This is a genomic window from Ornithinimicrobium pulveris (assembly GCF_050261105.1).
Taxonomy (GTDB): Bacteria; Actinomycetota; Actinomycetes; order Actinomycetales; family Dermatophilaceae; genus Ornithinicoccus.
In genome coordinates this window covers 442,575-459,686 of sequence record NZ_CP189837.1, presented here as the reverse complement: position 1 = coordinate 459,686, position 17,112 = coordinate 442,575, and the positions used below count along the sequence as shown (strand labels likewise).

8 protein-coding genes are annotated in these 17,112 nt (G+C 71.1%); 3 read left to right on the top strand and 5 right to left on the bottom strand.

From position 1 onward, the window contains the following. Positions 1–28: 28 nt before the first annotated feature. Entirely contained in the window at positions 29–5,233 is a 5,205-nt protein-coding gene (locus ACQBAT_RS02055) for a cell wall-binding repeat-containing protein (RefSeq protein WP_420747273.1), read from the bottom strand. 199 nt (positions 5,234–5,432) lie between these two features. Then, entirely contained in the window at positions 5,433–6,062 is a 630-nt protein-coding gene (locus ACQBAT_RS02050; RefSeq protein ID WP_420747274.1) for a winged helix-turn-helix domain-containing protein, read from the bottom strand. Between the two features lie 84 nt (positions 6,063–6,146). Here ACQBAT_RS02050 and ACQBAT_RS02045 point away from each other — a divergent pair, with 84 nt between their 5' ends. Then, the gene (locus tag ACQBAT_RS02045; protein WP_420747275.1) at positions 6,147–7,316 is read left to right on the top strand and encodes a trans-sulfuration enzyme family protein; all 1,170 of its coding nucleotides are present in this window, start codon (positions 6,147–6,149) and stop codon (positions 7,314–7,316) included. A 36-nt stretch (positions 7,317–7,352) separates the two neighbouring features. On the opposite strand, the gene ACQBAT_RS02040 is transcribed toward ACQBAT_RS02045, so the two are convergent. Then, positions 7,353–11,036, bottom strand: a complete 3,684-nt coding sequence (locus tag ACQBAT_RS02040) for a helix-turn-helix domain-containing protein (RefSeq protein WP_420747276.1) — start codon at positions 11,034–11,036, stop codon at positions 7,353–7,355. Between the two features lie 240 nt (positions 11,037–11,276). Between ACQBAT_RS02040 and ACQBAT_RS02035 the strand changes: the two genes are divergently transcribed. Further along, on the top strand, positions 11,277–11,726 hold the full coding sequence (locus ACQBAT_RS02035) for a hypothetical protein (protein WP_420747277.1): 450 nt from the start codon (positions 11,277–11,279) through the stop codon (positions 11,724–11,726). Between the two features lie 91 nt (positions 11,727–11,817). On the opposite strand, the gene topA is transcribed toward ACQBAT_RS02035, so the two are convergent. After that, complete coding sequence (gene topA / locus ACQBAT_RS02030; protein ID WP_420747278.1) at positions 11,818–14,577, bottom strand: type I DNA topoisomerase; 2,760 nt, start codon at positions 14,575–14,577, stop codon at positions 11,818–11,820. Positions 14,578–14,686: 109 nt separating this feature from the next. On the opposite strand from topA, the gene ACQBAT_RS02025 reads away from it, so the two are divergent. Further along, complete coding sequence (locus ACQBAT_RS02025; RefSeq protein WP_420747279.1) at positions 14,687–15,427, top strand: hypothetical protein; 741 nt, start codon at positions 14,687–14,689, stop codon at positions 15,425–15,427. A 28-nt stretch (positions 15,428–15,455) separates the two neighbouring features. On the opposite strand, the gene ACQBAT_RS02020 is transcribed toward ACQBAT_RS02025, so the two are convergent. Then, entirely contained in the window at positions 15,456–17,054 is a 1,599-nt protein-coding gene (locus ACQBAT_RS02020; RefSeq protein WP_420747280.1) for a DUF7059 domain-containing protein, read from the bottom strand. Between the last annotated feature and the right edge of the window lie 58 nt (positions 17,055–17,112).

The window sequence follows — 17,112 nt, the reverse complement described above, 5'->3', positions numbered from 1 at the left end:
GTGACCGGGCCGCGGGGTCGTGCGTGTTTTACTCCAGGGTGCGCAGGCGCTCCAGGACGCTGTCCTCGATCGCGCCCGGGCCACCCAGGACCGTGATCCAGCCCGGCTCGAGCCGCTCCAGCGCCGACCAGGTGGATCCGGGGATCCCGTCCTTGCGGGTCAGGAGCATGGGCGCCTCGTCCAGGCCCGCTCGCGCGGCCCCGGTGAGGGCGTCCGGCCAGTTCTGGCCCGAAGCCAGGTAGAGCCCGTCGATCGTCGGGTAGACGTCGGCCAACAGGCCAGCGGTCTCGTAGCGGTCGCTACCCGCGATCCGGGTTACGGGGGCGTAGGCCTCCAGGGCCCGCTCGGTCGCCTCACTGACCACACCGTCGCCGCCCAGGACCACGATCTGGTCCGGGGAGAGCCGGCGCAGTTGGGCCGCGGCCGCCGTGGGGATGCGGTCCTTACGGACCAGCAGCACCGGCGCGTCCTCGGCACCCGCCCGGGCAGCTGCCGCGAGCGCGTCCGGATAGTCCTGACCGGTGGCGACCCACACGGTGTCGGCCGCCCCGAACTCCGCCGCAACCAGCGCCGCGGTGACATACCGGTCCTTGCCCGCGATCCGGCGAACCGGAGCCTGCGCCGTCCTCCCGGCGGCCGTCGCCACACTGGCTGAGACCGCCTGGGTCCCACCGAGGACGACGACCTCACCCGGCTTCAACCTGCGCAGCTCGGCGCGGGTGTCGGTCGGCAGCGAGTCGGGCCGCGTCAGCAGCACCGGGGCACCCTGCCCACCGGCGCGGGCCGCACCGGCCAGCGCGTCGGGGAAGGTCGCTCCGGTGGCCAGGTAGACCACGTCCACGCCCGGCTGGTAGGTCGCGGCGACCTTGGCCGCCGTGCCATACCGGTCCTTGCCGTAGAGGCGCGTCACGTCCGGGTGGATCGGCGTGGGCGGAGCCTCGCAGCGCGCGTTGAGCAGGGCGAAGTCCTGCTCGGTCACCGTGCCTCGCGGCGGGGTGATGAGCGCGCTCTCGCTCAGGTGGCCGGTGGCCGAGGCGATCAGCTCCAGCTGGCCGACGCGGGTGTCGATCCAGCGGGCGTAGCGGCCCTCGGCATCGGTCACCATCCGCCAGCGCGGCTGCTCCATCCGGGTGGGCTTGGCGTCGACCGCCGCGCCGCCGAGCGGCCTGCCGTCGCCGGTGCAGGCCTCGCCCTCCACCAGGCCCGTGAGTTTGCCCCACGGAGCCGGCGGGGTGACCGTCATGGTGACGTCCACCGTGGGCTCGGTGCCCGGCACGCCGCCCACGACCCGCAGCCCGGCGGTGTAGACACCCGGCTGCGCGACATTGGCGTCCGTGGTCACCTCGACGGTCTGCGACTCACCAGGCTCGAGCGTGAACTCGGTCTGGCTGACCGACAGCCACGGGACGTCCACGCCCGTGTCACCGCAGTCGTCCAGACCCGGCAGCAGCTCGACGACCGTTTCCGGCCCCATGTCCCCGGCTCCGCCGACGCGGATGAAGCCACAGGCGGCCGCGCCACGGAAGCCCACGGTGTTCGGGTTGGGCAGGTCCATCCACTCCTCCGCAGAGGGGTCATAGGCCCAGGTCTCGTTGGTGAACATGTCCGCCTGGACGCCTCCCGACACCACCAGCATGTCGTTGGCCACCGCGTAGGAGGTGCCCCACCAGTCGGTCGGTGCCGTCACACCCTCCGTCCAGCTGTCGGAGCCCGGGTCGTACACGTAGGTGTCCGATACCCCGGCGCCGGCGCTGACACCGCCGGTGCAGACCAGCTTGCCGTCGAGGCCACCGCAGGCCGGGAAGGCGATCTGGATGGGGTAGTCAGCCAGTTCCGCCCAGCTGTCGTTGCCTGGGTCGTAGGCCGTGACCCGGGTGCTCATCGGGTCGCACTCGCCGGTGGTGCAGCCACCGACCGAATAGACCGTGCTGTCGAGCACCGCCTGCCCCGCCGCCGAGACCGAGACCGGGCTGTCGGACGCCTCCGTCCACTCGTCGGCACCCGCGTCGTAGACATAGGTCGCCGCGCTGGTCGTGCCGTCGGAACGCCATCCACCTGTCACGACCAGCTGGCCACCGGCGACCGCGGCGGTCGGCTGAGCCAGGGGCTCCGGCAGCGGGTTCAACTCCTGCCACTCCATGGACTCGTTGTCGTAACGGAAGACGTCGTCGTAGACGTTCATGCCGTCATTGCCGCCGATGGAGTACCAGGACTCCTCGAAGAAGACGACGCGGTTGTCCATGATCGGGACCGGGAAGGAGGTCAGCTCGATCCACGGCTCCTCGGCCGGGCCCTGGATCGACGAGCGACCCTTGCTCTTGCCCGGGAAGACCGAGACGGAGGCCTCACCCTTCGCGGTGCGCTTGGGAGCACCGGCCATCGACAGCGCCTTGCTGGTCGCCATCCTGGACCCGTCCGCCTTCTGCATCACGAAGTCGCCACGCACCTCCTTGATCTCGACATCGGCCGCGGCCTGACCGGAGTTGGTCAGCGTGAGGTCGTGGGTCGAGCTCTGCCCCAGCTCCAGGGTGGTCTCGATCGAGCCGGGCTCGGCGGTGATCAGGCCACCGACGAGGGTGTAGTCGGCTCGCACCGAGCCCTGGGCGGGCACGGCGACGTCCTGCGTCACCGAGGTGTAGCGACGGGCCGAGGCCTGGAAGGGCTGGGTGCCGGCCTCGCTGCTGAACAGCCAGTAGAAGCCGTCATCCTGACCCTCGTCGGCCGGGGTGTCGCTCGTGATCCCGGACTCCCAGGGACGGTCCACGCTGGCCACCCGCGCGCCGCGGATCGGCTGCTCGGTGGTCCCGGAGTAGACATTGCCGAAGACGTAGCCGCCGTCCCCGACCGGGTCGCAGGTGCGCTGACCGAGGTAGACCTCGTCGACCTGCCACATCCAGCCGCCCATCCCGCTGGCGTGATAGCGGAATCGGACCTGCACCTCGGCCTGGTTGGCCGCCTGCGGCAGCTGGAACAAGGGGTATCCCCCAGCATCCGGAGGCAGGCTGACCACGGTCTCCCAGGTGTCGCCGCCATCGAGGCTCAGGTCAACGTCCGCGATCTCGTTCGAGACGAGAGCGTGGGTGAACTGCAGAGCAGGTGAACCCACATCGGAGAAGTCCATCACGGGGGTGATCAGCGAGGCGTCCGGGGCGGAATCGTCGACGTTCTCGACCATCGCGAAGCCGCCCGACCCCATCGTCCAGTTGCCGTAGTCGTTCGGGTCGTCGAAGACCCACTCGATGCCGCCATCGGAGTCGTTCACGACGGTCCAGCCAGCGGGCAGGGCCAGGTCCTCGAAGCTCTCGGTCATCCCGGGGGTGTTCAAGGTGTAGCCGTAGGCGCTGCAGGTGTTGACGTCCACCGGCACCTGGATGTCCCGGGTGGTGTCACCGGTGAGCACCATCGGCTCGGAGATGACCTGGTAGCCCGGGTACTGCACCTCGACGCGCACCTGCGCCGGGGTGTCGAGCGGCAGGTCGAAGGAGAAGCTGCCGTCCGCAGGGTCGGTGAAGGTCGAGACCGGCGTGCCCTCGACCGAGACCTTGGCGTAGAGCGGGTAGCCCTGCCCGGATCCGTCGGTGACCCGACCGCTGAGCGTGCCGCTGGGAGCCTGGTCGAGCGCGAAGTCCTGGGTCACCGTGCCGTCGACCGGCACTGTGACGTTCGCGGTGCCAGTGACCCAGCCGAACTTGGTGGCCGAGAGCTGGTAGGCACCGGCGGTGACGAGGGCGCGGTACTGGCCCTCTGGGTTGGTGCGCAAGGTCCGGTTGACCTCACCGGTGATGGTGACCTGCGCGGCGGGGAGCGGCTCGCCCGTCGCCGCGTCCGTCACGGTGCCCTCGACGTAGCCGAGGTCGCCGCGGGGCGCGGCCTCCAGCAGGGCCAGCGCGTTCAGCCGACCCTCACCGAAGACGTTGTTCTTCTCCGGAGTGCCGCCGCACTGATCGTCCGGGGTGTCGATCGCGCTGCCGTCCAGCAGCGCCTTGGTGGACTCGACGTCGCCGACCAGGGCCGGAGCTCCCGACCACAGCAGCGCGACCGCGCCCGCAACGTGCGGGCTCGCCATCGAGGTGCCGGTGTAGGAGTCGTAGCCGTTGCCGGGCACCGAGGACCGGACTGCAGTCCCTGGGGCCGAGATGTTCGGCTTGATCTCGCCGTCCTGGCCGGCACCACGGCTGGAGGAGCCGCTGATGCGGTGCTCCGCGTCGTAGTTGCCGACCGAATAGTTGATGATCCGGCTCCCCGGCGAACCGGACGTCTCACAGCCCGGGCCGTTGTTGCCGTTGGCCCAGACCCCGAACTGGCCAGCCGCGGCCCACGCCTCGGAGATGTCCTCCATAAAGGGGTCGTTCGACGGAGCCATCGTGCCCCAGGAGTTGTTGATGATGTGCGGGCGCATGGCGGGGTCAGGGGCGCTGCCATCGGTCCGTGTCGGGGCCAGCATCCACTGGCCGGAGGAGACCAGGGCCACGTCCGATGGGCAGCAACCGTTGGCCGAGATCCAGGTCGCCCCTGGCGCCACGCCGATGCGGTTGTCGCCCCCGTCGTCACCGACCATGGTGCCGGTCACGTGCGAGCCGTGGCCGTCGCTGTCGACGGGCACGTCCCGGGAAACACCTGCGGCGTCGAACCAGTTGTAGTCGTGGGTGAAGGTGCCGTCTGCGTTGTTGCCCCGGTACTGGTTGACCAGAGCCGGGTGGTCGTACTGCACGCCGGTGTCGATGCTGCCGACGACGATCCCCTCGCCGGTGATCCCGAGCTGTTCCCAGACCTCTGGGGCACCGACGTCCGCGATCCCCCACTCGACCGCGGCAGGCCCCACGTCCTGGGGCTGGGCTTCCTTCGGATCCGGTATGTCGTAGGCCCGGGTCGCGTAGAGACCCTCCACGGCACTGTCCCCGGCGAGGGTGAGGGCAAGTTCCTCGGTGCCGCCGGTGACCCGGACCGCGTTGGTGATCCAGAAGGACCGGTAGGCCACCCCTTCCTGGTCGAGGGTATCGATGACGTCCGCCTGGCTCTCCTCGGCGGCTGCGGTGAGCGCGTCATAGACCGCCTGCCCCCGCGCGTCCCAGTCCCGGATGCCGGAGAACTGGCTGAGGTCCGGTCGGTCCTCGAAGCGGACCCAGAAGTCCACCTTCGGATCCTCCTCGAGCTGAACCTGCAGCTCGGAGTCGATCTTCTCCACCGCCGACGGAGCAGCCGGAAGGCCACCCGCGGCGCCAGCCGGGGTCACGGCCTGCGCCGCGCTCCCCCCTGCAACCACGCTCAGGCCCACTACCGATGCCAGCAGCCGACGCCATCTCTGTGCCCTCACGAAGGCCCCCTTCGTTCGTCATCTCTTCCCTGGGTTCTCCCAGGTGCGCCTGACGCTAGGGCGTGGCGGTGGGGCAGCGGACGTCCGAACCGGGGCAGTTCTGGGTCAACTGGGGCAGTCAGTCGTCAGTCGGCGCAGGAGAGGTCTCCACGAGACGGAAACCGGCCGCCCGGATCGTCTCGATCGCCACCGGCGCCTCGACATCGGCGAGCTTGCGCCGCAGCCGCTTGACCACCGCCCGTACCTGCGCACCGTCACCCACATAGCCGGTCCCCCAGATCCGCCGGATCAACTCGGCGAAGGACCAGACGCGCCCCACCTCCGAGCTCAGCACCCGCAGCAGCGCGAACTCCAGCCTGGTCAGCCGGACAACCCGGTCCCCCACGCAGACACTTCGCTCCTCGGCCCGGACCGAGAGCTGCGGCGCGACGGGGACCGGCACGGGCACCGGGACGAGCCGGGTGACGGGTCGCGCCGGGCGAGCCGGCTCGGGCAGCACTGGCGAAAGGCCCTGCAGCAGTTGCTCCGCCAGTTCCACGGTCGGGGCGAGCAGCACGGCGACATCTGGCGGCAGGCTCGCGAGGAGCCGGGCCTGCTCCGCGCGCGTGGCGGCCACGATCACGACCATGCTCCGCGCGGCCTCGGTCGGCGTCTCGGACGCTGGCGAGGAGGCCCGTTGACCGGGCGGGCGCGACACCTCGGAGACGCGCGCGATCCGCCCCGTGACCTGCTCCCCTGCCGGTGGCATGACAGAACTCTAGGCGGAGGACGGGAGCCTGTCACGACCTTCGGCATTCTTGACTTACTACCGCAGTCTCTGCATCATCTATCCGTGCATACCGAACATTTCAGCGTCGAAACCCGGGCGGTCCACGCAGGACGCGCGGACCTGGCCGAGCTCGGGGTGCACGTGCCGCCGATCGACCTGTCCAGCACCTACCCCCTGCCGGACGTCGAGGCGGGTGGAGCGGCATACGAGGGCCTGGCTGGCGGGCACCGTCCGGGCGAGGGGACCACCCACGTCTACCAGCGGCTGTGGAACCCGACCGTGGCCCGGTTCGAGGATGCCCTGGCCGACCTCGAGGGCGCCGAGGCCGCTGTCGCCTTCGCGTCCGGGATGGCGGCGCTGAGCGCCACTCTGCTGTCCTGCGTGTCCGCGGGACGACCCCACGTGGTGGCCGTCCGACCGCTCTATGGCGGCAGCGACCACCTGCTGAGCACCGGGCTGCTCGGCACCACCGTGACCTGGGTGGCGGCCGACGGAATCGCGGAGGCGCTGACCGACCGGACCGGTCTGGTGGTCGTCGAGACCCCCGCCAACCCGACCCTGGACCTGCTCGACCTGCGGGCGATCGCCGATCAGGCCGGGGACGTGCCGGTGCTGGTCGACAACACCTTCGCCACACCGGTGCTGCAGCGCCCGCTCGAGCACGGGGCCTCGATCGTGCTGCACTCGGTGACCAAGTTCCTCGCCGGGCACGGCGACGTGCTGGGTGGGGTGGTCGCGACGAGCGAGGAGCTCGCGACCCGGATCCGTCCCATCCGCGCGATCACCGGCGGCACCCTGCATCCCCTGTCCGCCTACCTGGCCCACCGCGGGCTGCAGACTCTTCCGGTGCGCGTGCGTGCCCAGCAGGAAGGGGCTCAGGTCGTCGCCGGCTGGCTGGCCGGTCAGCCCACGGTGCAGAAGGTGCACTATCCCGGCGCCGCCGGGGGCGATCCGCTCGGCCTGGTCGGGACGCAGATGGCCGGGCCCGGTGCACTGCTGGCGGTCGACCTCGGCTCCTACGAGCGTGCCGCTGCGGTCGCCAGCCGGGTGCGGTTGTTCACCCATGCCGTCTCCCTGGGCGGGGTCGACTCCCTGCTCCAGCACCCCGCGGCGCTGACCCACCGGCCAGTCGCCGACGGGGCCAAGCCTGGGCAGGGTGTGCTGCGGATGTCGATCGGCCTGGAGTCGCCGGAGGACCTGCTCGCCGATCTGGAGCAGGCGCTCTCGCCCTGACGCCAGCGTGCCGGTCGGCCGACGGGTCGCGCGACCTCAGCGCCCGCAGGGCTCGGTGAAGGACACGTCGGGCAGGGCCCTCTCCCACTCCTCAGCACGCAGGTCGTCGCCTCGTGTGGCGCAGATCTGCTCTCGCGCGCGCTCGACGTCGGCGGTCAGCAGCGCCACCACGCCCCGATGACCGCCCGCCACCAGGAGTGGCTCGGTGGGGTGCCAGCCGACCGACATCACCGATGGTGTCGGCAGCTGTGCGGCCATCCAGCGCTCCCACTCGGAGCCGTTGCGCTCCCACACCCAGGCGGTGCCGTCGATCGAGGCCGCGGCGACGCGTCGGCCGTCAGCAGTCATGTCAATGGCGTTGATCGAGCTGTTGGCCCCGGTCAGGGTGGCCACTTCGGTGGGCTCGGCCAGGTCCGTCAGGTCGATCTCGCGGACCACGCGGTCGGACGCCACCAAGAGGGCGGCATCATCCTGCGTGAGCTCGATGTCGCTCGCCGCCCCTTCGCTGGGGACCGAGCCGACCCGCGCCAGAGGGTCATCCCGGCCGAAGAGTTCCACGCCGCGCTCGGTGGAGGTCAGGGCGAACAGGTCACGGCCGGCATCGAGGGCGAGCGCGGTGAAGGAGAGCTGCATCGGCTCCGACCCGGTCACCTCGTCCCCGAGGGTGAGGACCTGCAGCCCACGGTCCCGGGTGAAGGTGACCGCCCAGGAGCCGTCGTCGGAGAAGGACACCCCTTGGACGATGTCCTCCCCGATCTGGCTGTGGAAGACCAGTTCCGCGGCCGAGGGGTCGCTGATGTCCCAGACCAGGACGTGCCCGTCCACGCTGCCGACGAGGGCATACCGGCCGTCCGGGCTGATGTCGCTGGACCCGACCGGGACGCCGACCCCCTCCGGTGAGCGCAGTTCGGCGACCTGCTCCGGGGCATACGGATCGGTGGCGTCCCAGAGCCGGACCCGGCCGTCGAGCCGGCCGGCCGACGTCAGCAGCATCGGTGTCTCACGGGCGAAGCGGGAGACGAAGACGATCGACTGATGGTCGGTCAGGCGGCCACCGCGCAGGCTCCAGGTGTGCAGGTCCGGCCCGTTGTCGGCGATCAGCCAGTGGCCGTCCGGGCCCTCGCGCAGGGCGGTGATCTCGCCGGGCAGCTCGACCTGGTGCGAGGGCTGGGTGGGGATCTCCTCGTCGGTCAGCGGCCACGCCTTGAGCAGCCGGTTGGAGCTGCCCGCCAGCAGCAGCGAGCCGTCGCGGCTGAAGCGGATGTCATTCACCCAGGTGGTGAACTCGGCGAGGGAGGTCTCGAGCTCGAGCCCCTCGTCGCTCAGCTCGAAGACGAAGACGGTGCGGTCCGCCCCCGTCGCCGCGATCCGGTCCAGATCGGGCGCGAAGTCGACCGCGAAGAGGGCTGCGTCCCCAGTCCCGACCTCGTCGAGCAGCTGGACCTCCTCTCCGACCGTCCACACCAGCAGGCCACCGGTGCCGGTGACCATGGCCAGGTGCGAGCCGTCGGCTGAGATCCGGATCCCGTATACCGCGGCCTCGGGCAGGTCGGGCACGTCCAGTTCGCGCCAGCTCCCTTCCTCGGCGCGCCACAGGCGCAGGGTGCCCTCGGCGGTGCCGGCGACCAGCACCGTGCCCCGCTCATCCAGGTCGAGCACGGTCGCCACCTCCGGCACCTCGATGGTGCCGAGCTCGGTCGGGGCGGCGGGGTCGGTGGCGTCGCGCACCACGATCCGGCCGGTGTGATCGGTGACCGCGAGCACTGAGCCATCGCCGTTGACGGCCACGCCGGGAGTGCCCGCCTCGACCCCGTCCTCGGGGGTCAGCGTGGTCAGCACCTCCGGGGCATCCCCTGTGAGGGAGAGCAGGGCCACCTCGCCATGGTGGCCCGCCACGGCCGCATGGTCCCCGTCATCCCACACGGCGGCCCGGCGGGGCAGGAGCCCGATGTCGTGCCGGCTGACCAGGGGCTGACCGGTGGCGGCCACCAGCGCGGAGCGGCTGGTGACGTTGTCGTCGCGCACCTGACCGGCCGCCGACAGGAGGGCGGACAACGGCAGGTTGCCGGCGCCAAGCTGGTTGGCGTAGTAGGCGATCTGCCGGGCCTCGGCCGCCTGGCGCGCCCGGTCAGCACCGGCTCGGGCGCGGAGGGTGTCGGCGAGCAGGAGCGCAGCGATCAGGGTGAGCACCCCCATCACCGCCAGTGCCGCGCGGGTGCGGCGCAGGCGAGCAGCCTCCTGATCGCGTTGCAGATCGGCCCGCTCCTGACTCGCCTCGAGGTAGCTGCGCTCCAGGGTGGTCAACCGGGATCCGCCCGCCACGTCGACACCCGACTGCAGCCGGGTGCCCCGCAACAGCAACTCCTCGTCCCGGTCCTCCTCGTCCCACTGGCTCGCAGCCCGGCTCAGCTGGCCATGGGCCACCAACCGCATCCGGTCCTGCTCGATCCATCCCGCCAACCGTGGCCAGCTGCGGAGCAGGGACTCGTGGGAGAGCTCATACCCGCCCTCGTTCACGGTGACCAACCGGCGGGAGGTGAAGTGCGACAGGATCTCGTGCGAATCCTCCTGTTCCGGGTCGAGTCGCCGGCGGACCGGACCCACCCCCTCGTGATACGCGACCATTCCCAGGATCAACTCCTTGGCCCGATCCTGCTGGTGGGGCTCCAGCGCCTCGAAGGCGGCCTCCGCGGCCACCTGGATCGCTCCGTCGAAGCCACCCAGCCTCCGGTAGTCCTGCACCCGAAGCGCACGTTGGTCGCTCTCCTCATACATCCGCGAGAGCAGATAGGACAGGTGCGGCAGCGCCTGGCCAGCGCCGACCCGAGCCTCGGCCACGATCAGGTCGACCAGGCCCTCCTCCATGGACAGCCCCAGCACCGTGCCCGGCCCGCGCACCACCTCCTGCAGAGCCTCCGGGGTGAGGTCGGCGACCAGCACCTGGCGGTCCTGGAGGGCCGATCGCAGGCGGGGGCTGCGCGCCGCGTAGGGATAGAGGTCGGCCCGCAGGATGACCACGGCCAGCCGCTGCTGGTCGGGCGCAGCCTGCGACCAGTCCAGGATCTCGGAGAGCCGCTTCAGGGTCGCCGGAGCCGGGCTGCTGCCTTCCGCGTCCTGGGTGCCGAAGACCTCCTCGAGCTGGTCGACGATCACCGCGGTGGGCCGGTCGGCCGCGTCCGGCAGGTCGAGCACGCCCTCACCCGCGACCCGCACACGCTGCACCCGCCAGGGCACCTCGCGCGACTGCAGCTGGGCCACCAGCCCGGCCTGGACCAAGGAGGTCTTGCCCGCTCCCGACGGCCCGACCACGCACACCAGGGGCAGGCTCGAGCCCACCACGTCATCGACGAGCGCGACCAACCGGTCCACCTCGGCCTGCCGCCCGAAGTACACATCCGCGTCGTCGGCCCGGTAGGCGTCCAGCCCCCGGTAGGGGTTCTGCCGCACCCGGGGCCCCCTGCGCCCCAGGTGCAGCTCGCGCACCCAGTCGTGCCACCGTGGCCGCTCATCCTCCGGCACCTGGCACGCCTCGAGGATCGACTCCAGCACCTCGGGCCTGCTCGCCGGCGGTAGATGGCGGCCGGCGAAGTAGCCGCCCAAGGTGCCCGACGGAATACCGGACCTCTTTTCCAGCTCTCGGATGGTCAGCCCCGCGTCCAGGCGCATCCGGGTCAACTCGGCCGCCAGCAGCTCGGCCTGCGGAGATCGGCTCCTGGACACGTGGGCTCCGTATCGTGGGTCGTCCGGGGTGGAGATACAGGGCACATCGTGGCGCACCTGGGCCTCATCTGTCCTGGTCAACCCTGTATGGGTCTGTATGGGGTTCCCTCACCCTGAGCGGTGGGCCGCCATCACGTACGAGCCTGTGCGGGCTCCGCGCCAGGTCGTGACAGGGGTTCCCCGCTCACCCCACGATGTGCAGCATCCCCCTTTCAGCCCGTGAACGGGAGCAGTGTGCTGATGACCATCGCGAAGTCCGTGCCCCTCAACCCCACCGCCACCTCGACCATGCCGACTATCGCCGGGAGCCCACCGGTTTCTCCGCTCCCGCCGCACCGGTGCGCCGAGGCGGCAGCCGCGCGGCTGTTGTGCCGGATCCTGCTCGAGGACGCCCAGGTGCGCCGTCGCTGGCAGCGGCACGTCCTGCGCTCCACCGCTCAGAAGGGCGCCCTGCACCAGGCCGCCATCACGCGTGTCCTGGCCGGGCATCTGTGGGAGATCGGCGAGAAGCCTGCGTCCGGCTCCCGGTCGCTCAAGGACCGGGTGAACCGGATGTGCGCGGGGCGGGTGACACCGCAGACCCTGAGCTGGTTCATCGGGGCCTTCGACCTCTCGCCGACGCAGGCTACCCGCCTGTGGGACGTGCTGGCCGGGTTGGAGCAGGACGAACCGGTCGCCCGCGTGGGGTGAGCCGAGCCTCCAGCGCGTCCGGTGACGTCTGGGGCGAGCTAGCCGCGCGTTCGGTGACGTCTAGGGCGAGGCAGGACGCGCGTCCGGTCGGTCAGGTGGACTTCTTGGTCGTGCTCTTGGTCGTCTTCGTGCTCTTGGTCGTCGTCTTCTTGGCGGTTGACTTCTTGGCCGTCGTCTTCTTCGCGGCGCTCTTCTTGGCCGCGCGCTTGCGGGTGGTCGGGCCCTTGGCGCGCTTCTCGGCGATCAGCTCGAACGCGCGCTCCTGCGTCAGCGTGTCCGGCTCATCGCCCTTGCGGAGGGTCGCGTTGGTCTCGCCATCGGTGACATAGGGGCCGAAGCGGCCGTCCTTGACCACGACCTTCTTGCCCGAGACCGGGTCCTCACCGAACTCCGCCAGCGGCGGCTTGGCGGCGCCGCGGCCGCGGGTCTTGGGCTGGGCGTAGATCGCCAGCGCCTCGTCCAGGGTGATGTCGAAGATCTGGTTCTCGGTCTCCAGCGAGCGGCTGTCCGTGCCCTTCTTCAGGTAGGGGCCGTAGCGACCGTTCTGGGCGGTGATCTCCACGCCTTCGGCATCGGCACCGACCACGCGCGGCAGCGACAGCAACCTGAGGGCGGTCTCCAACTCGATGGTCGCCAGGTCCATGTCGCGGAAGAGCGAGCCGGTCCGGGGCTTGACCTTGGCAGCCTTCTTCTTGCCCTCGGCCTTCTTGCCCTCTGCGGGCGCCTCGTCCTCGATCACCTCGGTGACATACGGGCCATACCGTCCGGCCCGGGCCACGATCTGCCGGCCCGTGTCCGGGTCGGTCCCCAGGACGCGTCCGTCGTCCGCGGCCGCCGCGAGCAACTCGCCGGCCTTCTCGCCGGTCATCTCATCGGGGGCGATGTCATCGGGGACGGTGGCCCGCTTGACCTCACCGTTCTCCTCGATCTCCACATAGGGCCCATAGCGGCCGACGCGCACCACGGTCCCGTCGCCGATCTCGACCGCGGACACCGCGCGGGCGTCGATCTCGCCGAGATCGTCCACCAAGTCCCGCAGGCCCTCGGCGTGCGTCGCCTGGTCCCCGAAGTAGAAGCGCTGCAGCCAGGCCACGCGCTGCTCGTCGCCGCGCTCGATCCGGTCCAGCCCCTCCTCCATCGAGGCGGTGAAGTCGTAGTCGACCAGGGTCGGGAAGTGCCGCTCGAGCAGCTGGGTCACCGCGAACGCCAACCAGGTCGGGATCAGCGCCGAGCCTCGGGTGCGCACATAGCCGCGGTCCTGGATCGTGCCGACGGTCGAGGCGTAGGTCGAGGGCCGACCGATCCCCTTCTCCTCCAGCGCCTTGACCAGCGTGGCCTCGGTGTAGCGGGCGGGCGGGCTGGTCTGGTGTCCCTGGGCCTCTGCGCGCAGGGTCTCCAGGTCGACGCCCTCGGAGAGCTTGGGCAGCCGCCGCCCCATCGCGCCGTCCTCGCCGTAGCGGGACTCGTCCCGGCCCTCCTCATAGGCGGCCAGGAAGCCGCGGAAGGTGATCACGGTGCCGGACGCGGCATACTCCGCCCGCCTGTATGCCGTACCACTCGCCGTGGTGCCCTCGGGCAGGGTCGCCGCGAGCTTCACGCTCGCCGTGGAGCCCTTGGCGTCGGCCATCTGGGAGGCGACCGTGCGCTTCCAGATCAGCTCGTAGAGCGCGTACTCCTGGCCGCGTAGCTCACCGGCGACCTGAGCGGGCGTGCGGAACCGATCGCCAGCGGGGCGGATCGCCTCGTGCGCCTCCTGCGCGTTCTTGGACTTCTTGCCGTAGACGCGGGGAGCCTCGGGCACGTAGTCCGCGCCGTACATATCGCGGGCCTGGGCTCGTGCCGCGCTGACCGCCGAGCTGGACAGCGTCGTCGAGTCGGTGCGCATATAGGTGATGTAGCCGCCCTCGTAGAGCCGCTGGGCGGTGCGCATCGTGGACTGGCTGTTCAGCCGCAGCTTGCGGCTGGCCTCCTGCTGCAGGGTCGAGGTGGTGAAGGGCGCTGAGGGGCGGCGGGTGTAGGGCTTCTCGGAGACCTCGCTGACGACCACGTCGGCCTCAATGGTCCCGGCGGCGATCGCCTGGGCCGCCGCCGCATCCAGTTGGACCGCGTCCTTGCTGCGCAACGTGCCGTCGTCGGCAAAGTCCCGCCCGGTCGCGACCTTGGACCCGTCGATCCCGGTCAGCTTGGCCTCGAAGGCCTGCCCGCTGTTGCCGCCCGGCGCGAACTCGCCCTCGACGTCCCAGTAAGAGGCGCTGCGGAAGGCCATCCGCTCGCGCTCCCGCTCGACGACCAGCCGCGTCGCGACCGACTGCACCCGGCCGGCCGACAGCCCCTGGCGCACCTTGCGCCACAGGACGGGCGACACTTCATACCCGTAGAGGCGGTCCAGTATCCGGCGGGACTCCTGCGCATCGACCCGGTCCATGTTGAGCTCGCGGGTCTCGTTGACCGCGCGCTGGATCGCCTCGCGGGTGATCTCGTGGAAGACCATCCGGCGGACCGGCACCTTGGGCTTGAGCACCTCGAGGAGGTGCCAGGCGATCGCCTCGCCCTCGCGGTCCTCATCGGTGGCCAGGAAGAGCTCGTCGGCGTCCTTGAGCGCACGCTTGAGCTCGGCGACCTTCTTCTTCTTGTCCGCGTCGACGACGTAGTAGGGCTCGAAGCCGTCCTCGATGTCGATGGCGAACTTTCCGAACGGCCCCTTCTTCATCTCGGCGGGCAGCTCGGAAGGGGTCGGCAGGTCGCGGATGTGCCCGATGCTGGCGTCGACCCGGTAGTCCGCCCCCAGATACTCACCGATGCTCTTGACCTTGCCCGGCGACTCGACGATGACCAGCTTGCGTCCAGCCATGTGCGACCACTCTCCTTCACGGCCCGTGTGCCGCGGATTCGTCGCGGCTCCGACACGGTCCCCGGAGCGTCACGGTAGCCCATGCCTGCACCGACTACGCTGCTGGGCTATGACGGTGCGTCGTGGAGCAGGTATGCGGAGTGGTCGGCGGGTGCGTTCGCTCGCCACCCTGATGGTGGCCGGGTCGGTCTCGCTGACCCTGGCCCTGTCCGGCTGCAGCGACGACGACGGGGACGGCGGCGAGGAGACCGGTGCTCCCACGGATGCGGTCAGCACCGTGGACACCGACGGCGACGGCACCCCGGACAGCGCCGAGCAGACCCGGGAGGCGGTGCCCCCACCGACCGAGGCCGCCGATATCCAGGTCGAGCCCGGTGACCGCTCGGCCTCCGGCGGCACCTCGGCGGTCATCGAGGGCGACCGGGCCGCCTTCGTGCTGCCGAGCGGCAATGTCGCCTGCACGATCAACGAGATCACCGCGGTCTGCCAGGTCGAGGACCGCGTCTTCACGCCCAGCTCCGAGCACCTCGTCTCCAACCTCCTGGGCGACTGCACCGCCTCCGAGGCCGACGCCATCATGATCGTGGGCGAGGGCGAGTCGGGGGCCTGGACCTGCATCCCGGGCGAGCTGGTCGACCAGGCCTGGGTGGCCGCCGGTGGGTGGTGGGCCCGCGCCAACGACTCCGAGACGATCAAACCCGGTCGGCAGACGCTCGCCGTGCTCTCCTACGGTTCCTCGATCCAGGTCGGGTCCGTGTCCTGCAGCTCCTCCCAGGACGGGGTGCAGTGCAGCAATAGCGAGACCGGTCGCAGCTTCCAGGTCTCCCGCAACAGCTACCGCTTCGGCTGAGCGACCTCGCCCCGGCGGGAGTCCGGCCTCAGCGCACCAGGCCGTCCTTGACCAGCTCCCGCAGCACCGGCACCACCTCGGCGCGCACGTCCGCCGGCTCGGCCCCGGTGACCGCCGCGAGCCCGGCGCACAGCTGGGCGCCGGTGAGTTCGCCGTCGCAGGCGCCGACGAAGCCCGCGCCGATCGTGCTCAGCCGGATCACCCGGCGTAGCCCACCACCCTGCCGAAGTTGGATCACCTGGGGGTCCGGCGCGCCCGGCCGGCCGACGCGTTCCTCGGTGACGTCGTCGGCCACCTGCCAGGCGATGTCGAGCAGGTCCTGCTCGTCGTGCTCGGCGAGCCAGGTCCGGGCCTCGAGCCCGCGTAGGACGCTCGGTCCCATCGGGGCGGCCACCGGGGTCGCCACCTCGATCAGGTCCCGCCAGGGCTCGCGTTCGGCCCGCGGCCGCTGTAGGGTCACCACGCCGAACCCGACCCGCTCGATGCCGCGCGCGTCGAAGTCGGCCAGCCACGCGGCATACAGGGCCTGGAAGGAAGGTGTGCCGGGCACCTGGCCGCCGTCGCGGACCCAGGTCTCGGCGTACTCGGCCACGTCCTGGACGTCGCGCTGCACGACCCAGGCGTCGAGACCGGTGCCGGCCAGCCAACCTGACACGTGCTCGCGCCAGTCCTCCTCGGGCCGCAGCTCCCAGTTCGCGAGCAACTGCGCGATCCCGCCCGGGCGCAGGTGGGCGCCGAGGTCACCGACCAGATCAGCGACGAGGGCGTCGCCGGCGCGCCCGCCGTCGCGGTACTCATAGACCGGCACCTCCCCCGACCTCGGCGTGATGACGAATGGTGGGTTGCTCACGATCAGGTCGAACTGCTCACCGGCGACCGGCTCGAGCAGGCTGCCCTGGCGCAGGTCCAGGTCGACCCCGTTGAGGGCCGCGGTGAAGCGGGCGTGCGCGAGCGCACGCTCGGACAGGTCGGTCGCCACGATCCCGTATGCCGTGTGCCCACCCAGGTGCAGCGCCTGCACTCCGCACCCGGTCCCCAGGTCGAGGGCACGCTCGACCTGCGGGCGCGGGGTCCATGAGGCCAGGGTGGTGGAGGCGCCGCCGATACCCAGCACGTGCTCGACCGGGAGGGGCCCGCGCAGGGCGAGCTCGGCGTGGTCGGAGGTGACCCACCAGGTGTGCGACTCGTCGCCGTAGGGACGCAGGTCGCAGGTGCTCCGCAACTGGGTGGGCGCGTCGGGACCGACCGCGGTGGCCAGGCCGAGCTCGACGAGGCCCGCGGCCCCGGTGCGCGGCAGCGCGGCGTCCAGGTCGGTGACGTCGATGGGCAGGCCCAGGGTGAAGAAGCGGACGAGCGCGGCGACTCCGCGGCCCTGGGCGGAGGCTGTGGACTGCAGGAGAGCGGCCGTGACCTGCTCAGCGTCCAGCGGCTGCTCGCGGTGCAGGGCGGCCGAGGCCCGCTCACCTAGGACGGCCGCGACGCGGTCGACCGTGTGGTCGAGGTCTTGGAGGTCCGCACGAAGGTCGGCGATCCGGTCAGGCAGGTCGCCCCGCGGCGGCGGGGATGGTGAGGAGCTCGGAGGTGGTGAGGGGCGCGGAGGTGGTGAGGGGCGCGAGGAGGTGTCCATCACCGACACACTCTCCCACGCCCCGACCGGGGACCCGATTTGCTTCGACCGGGGACCC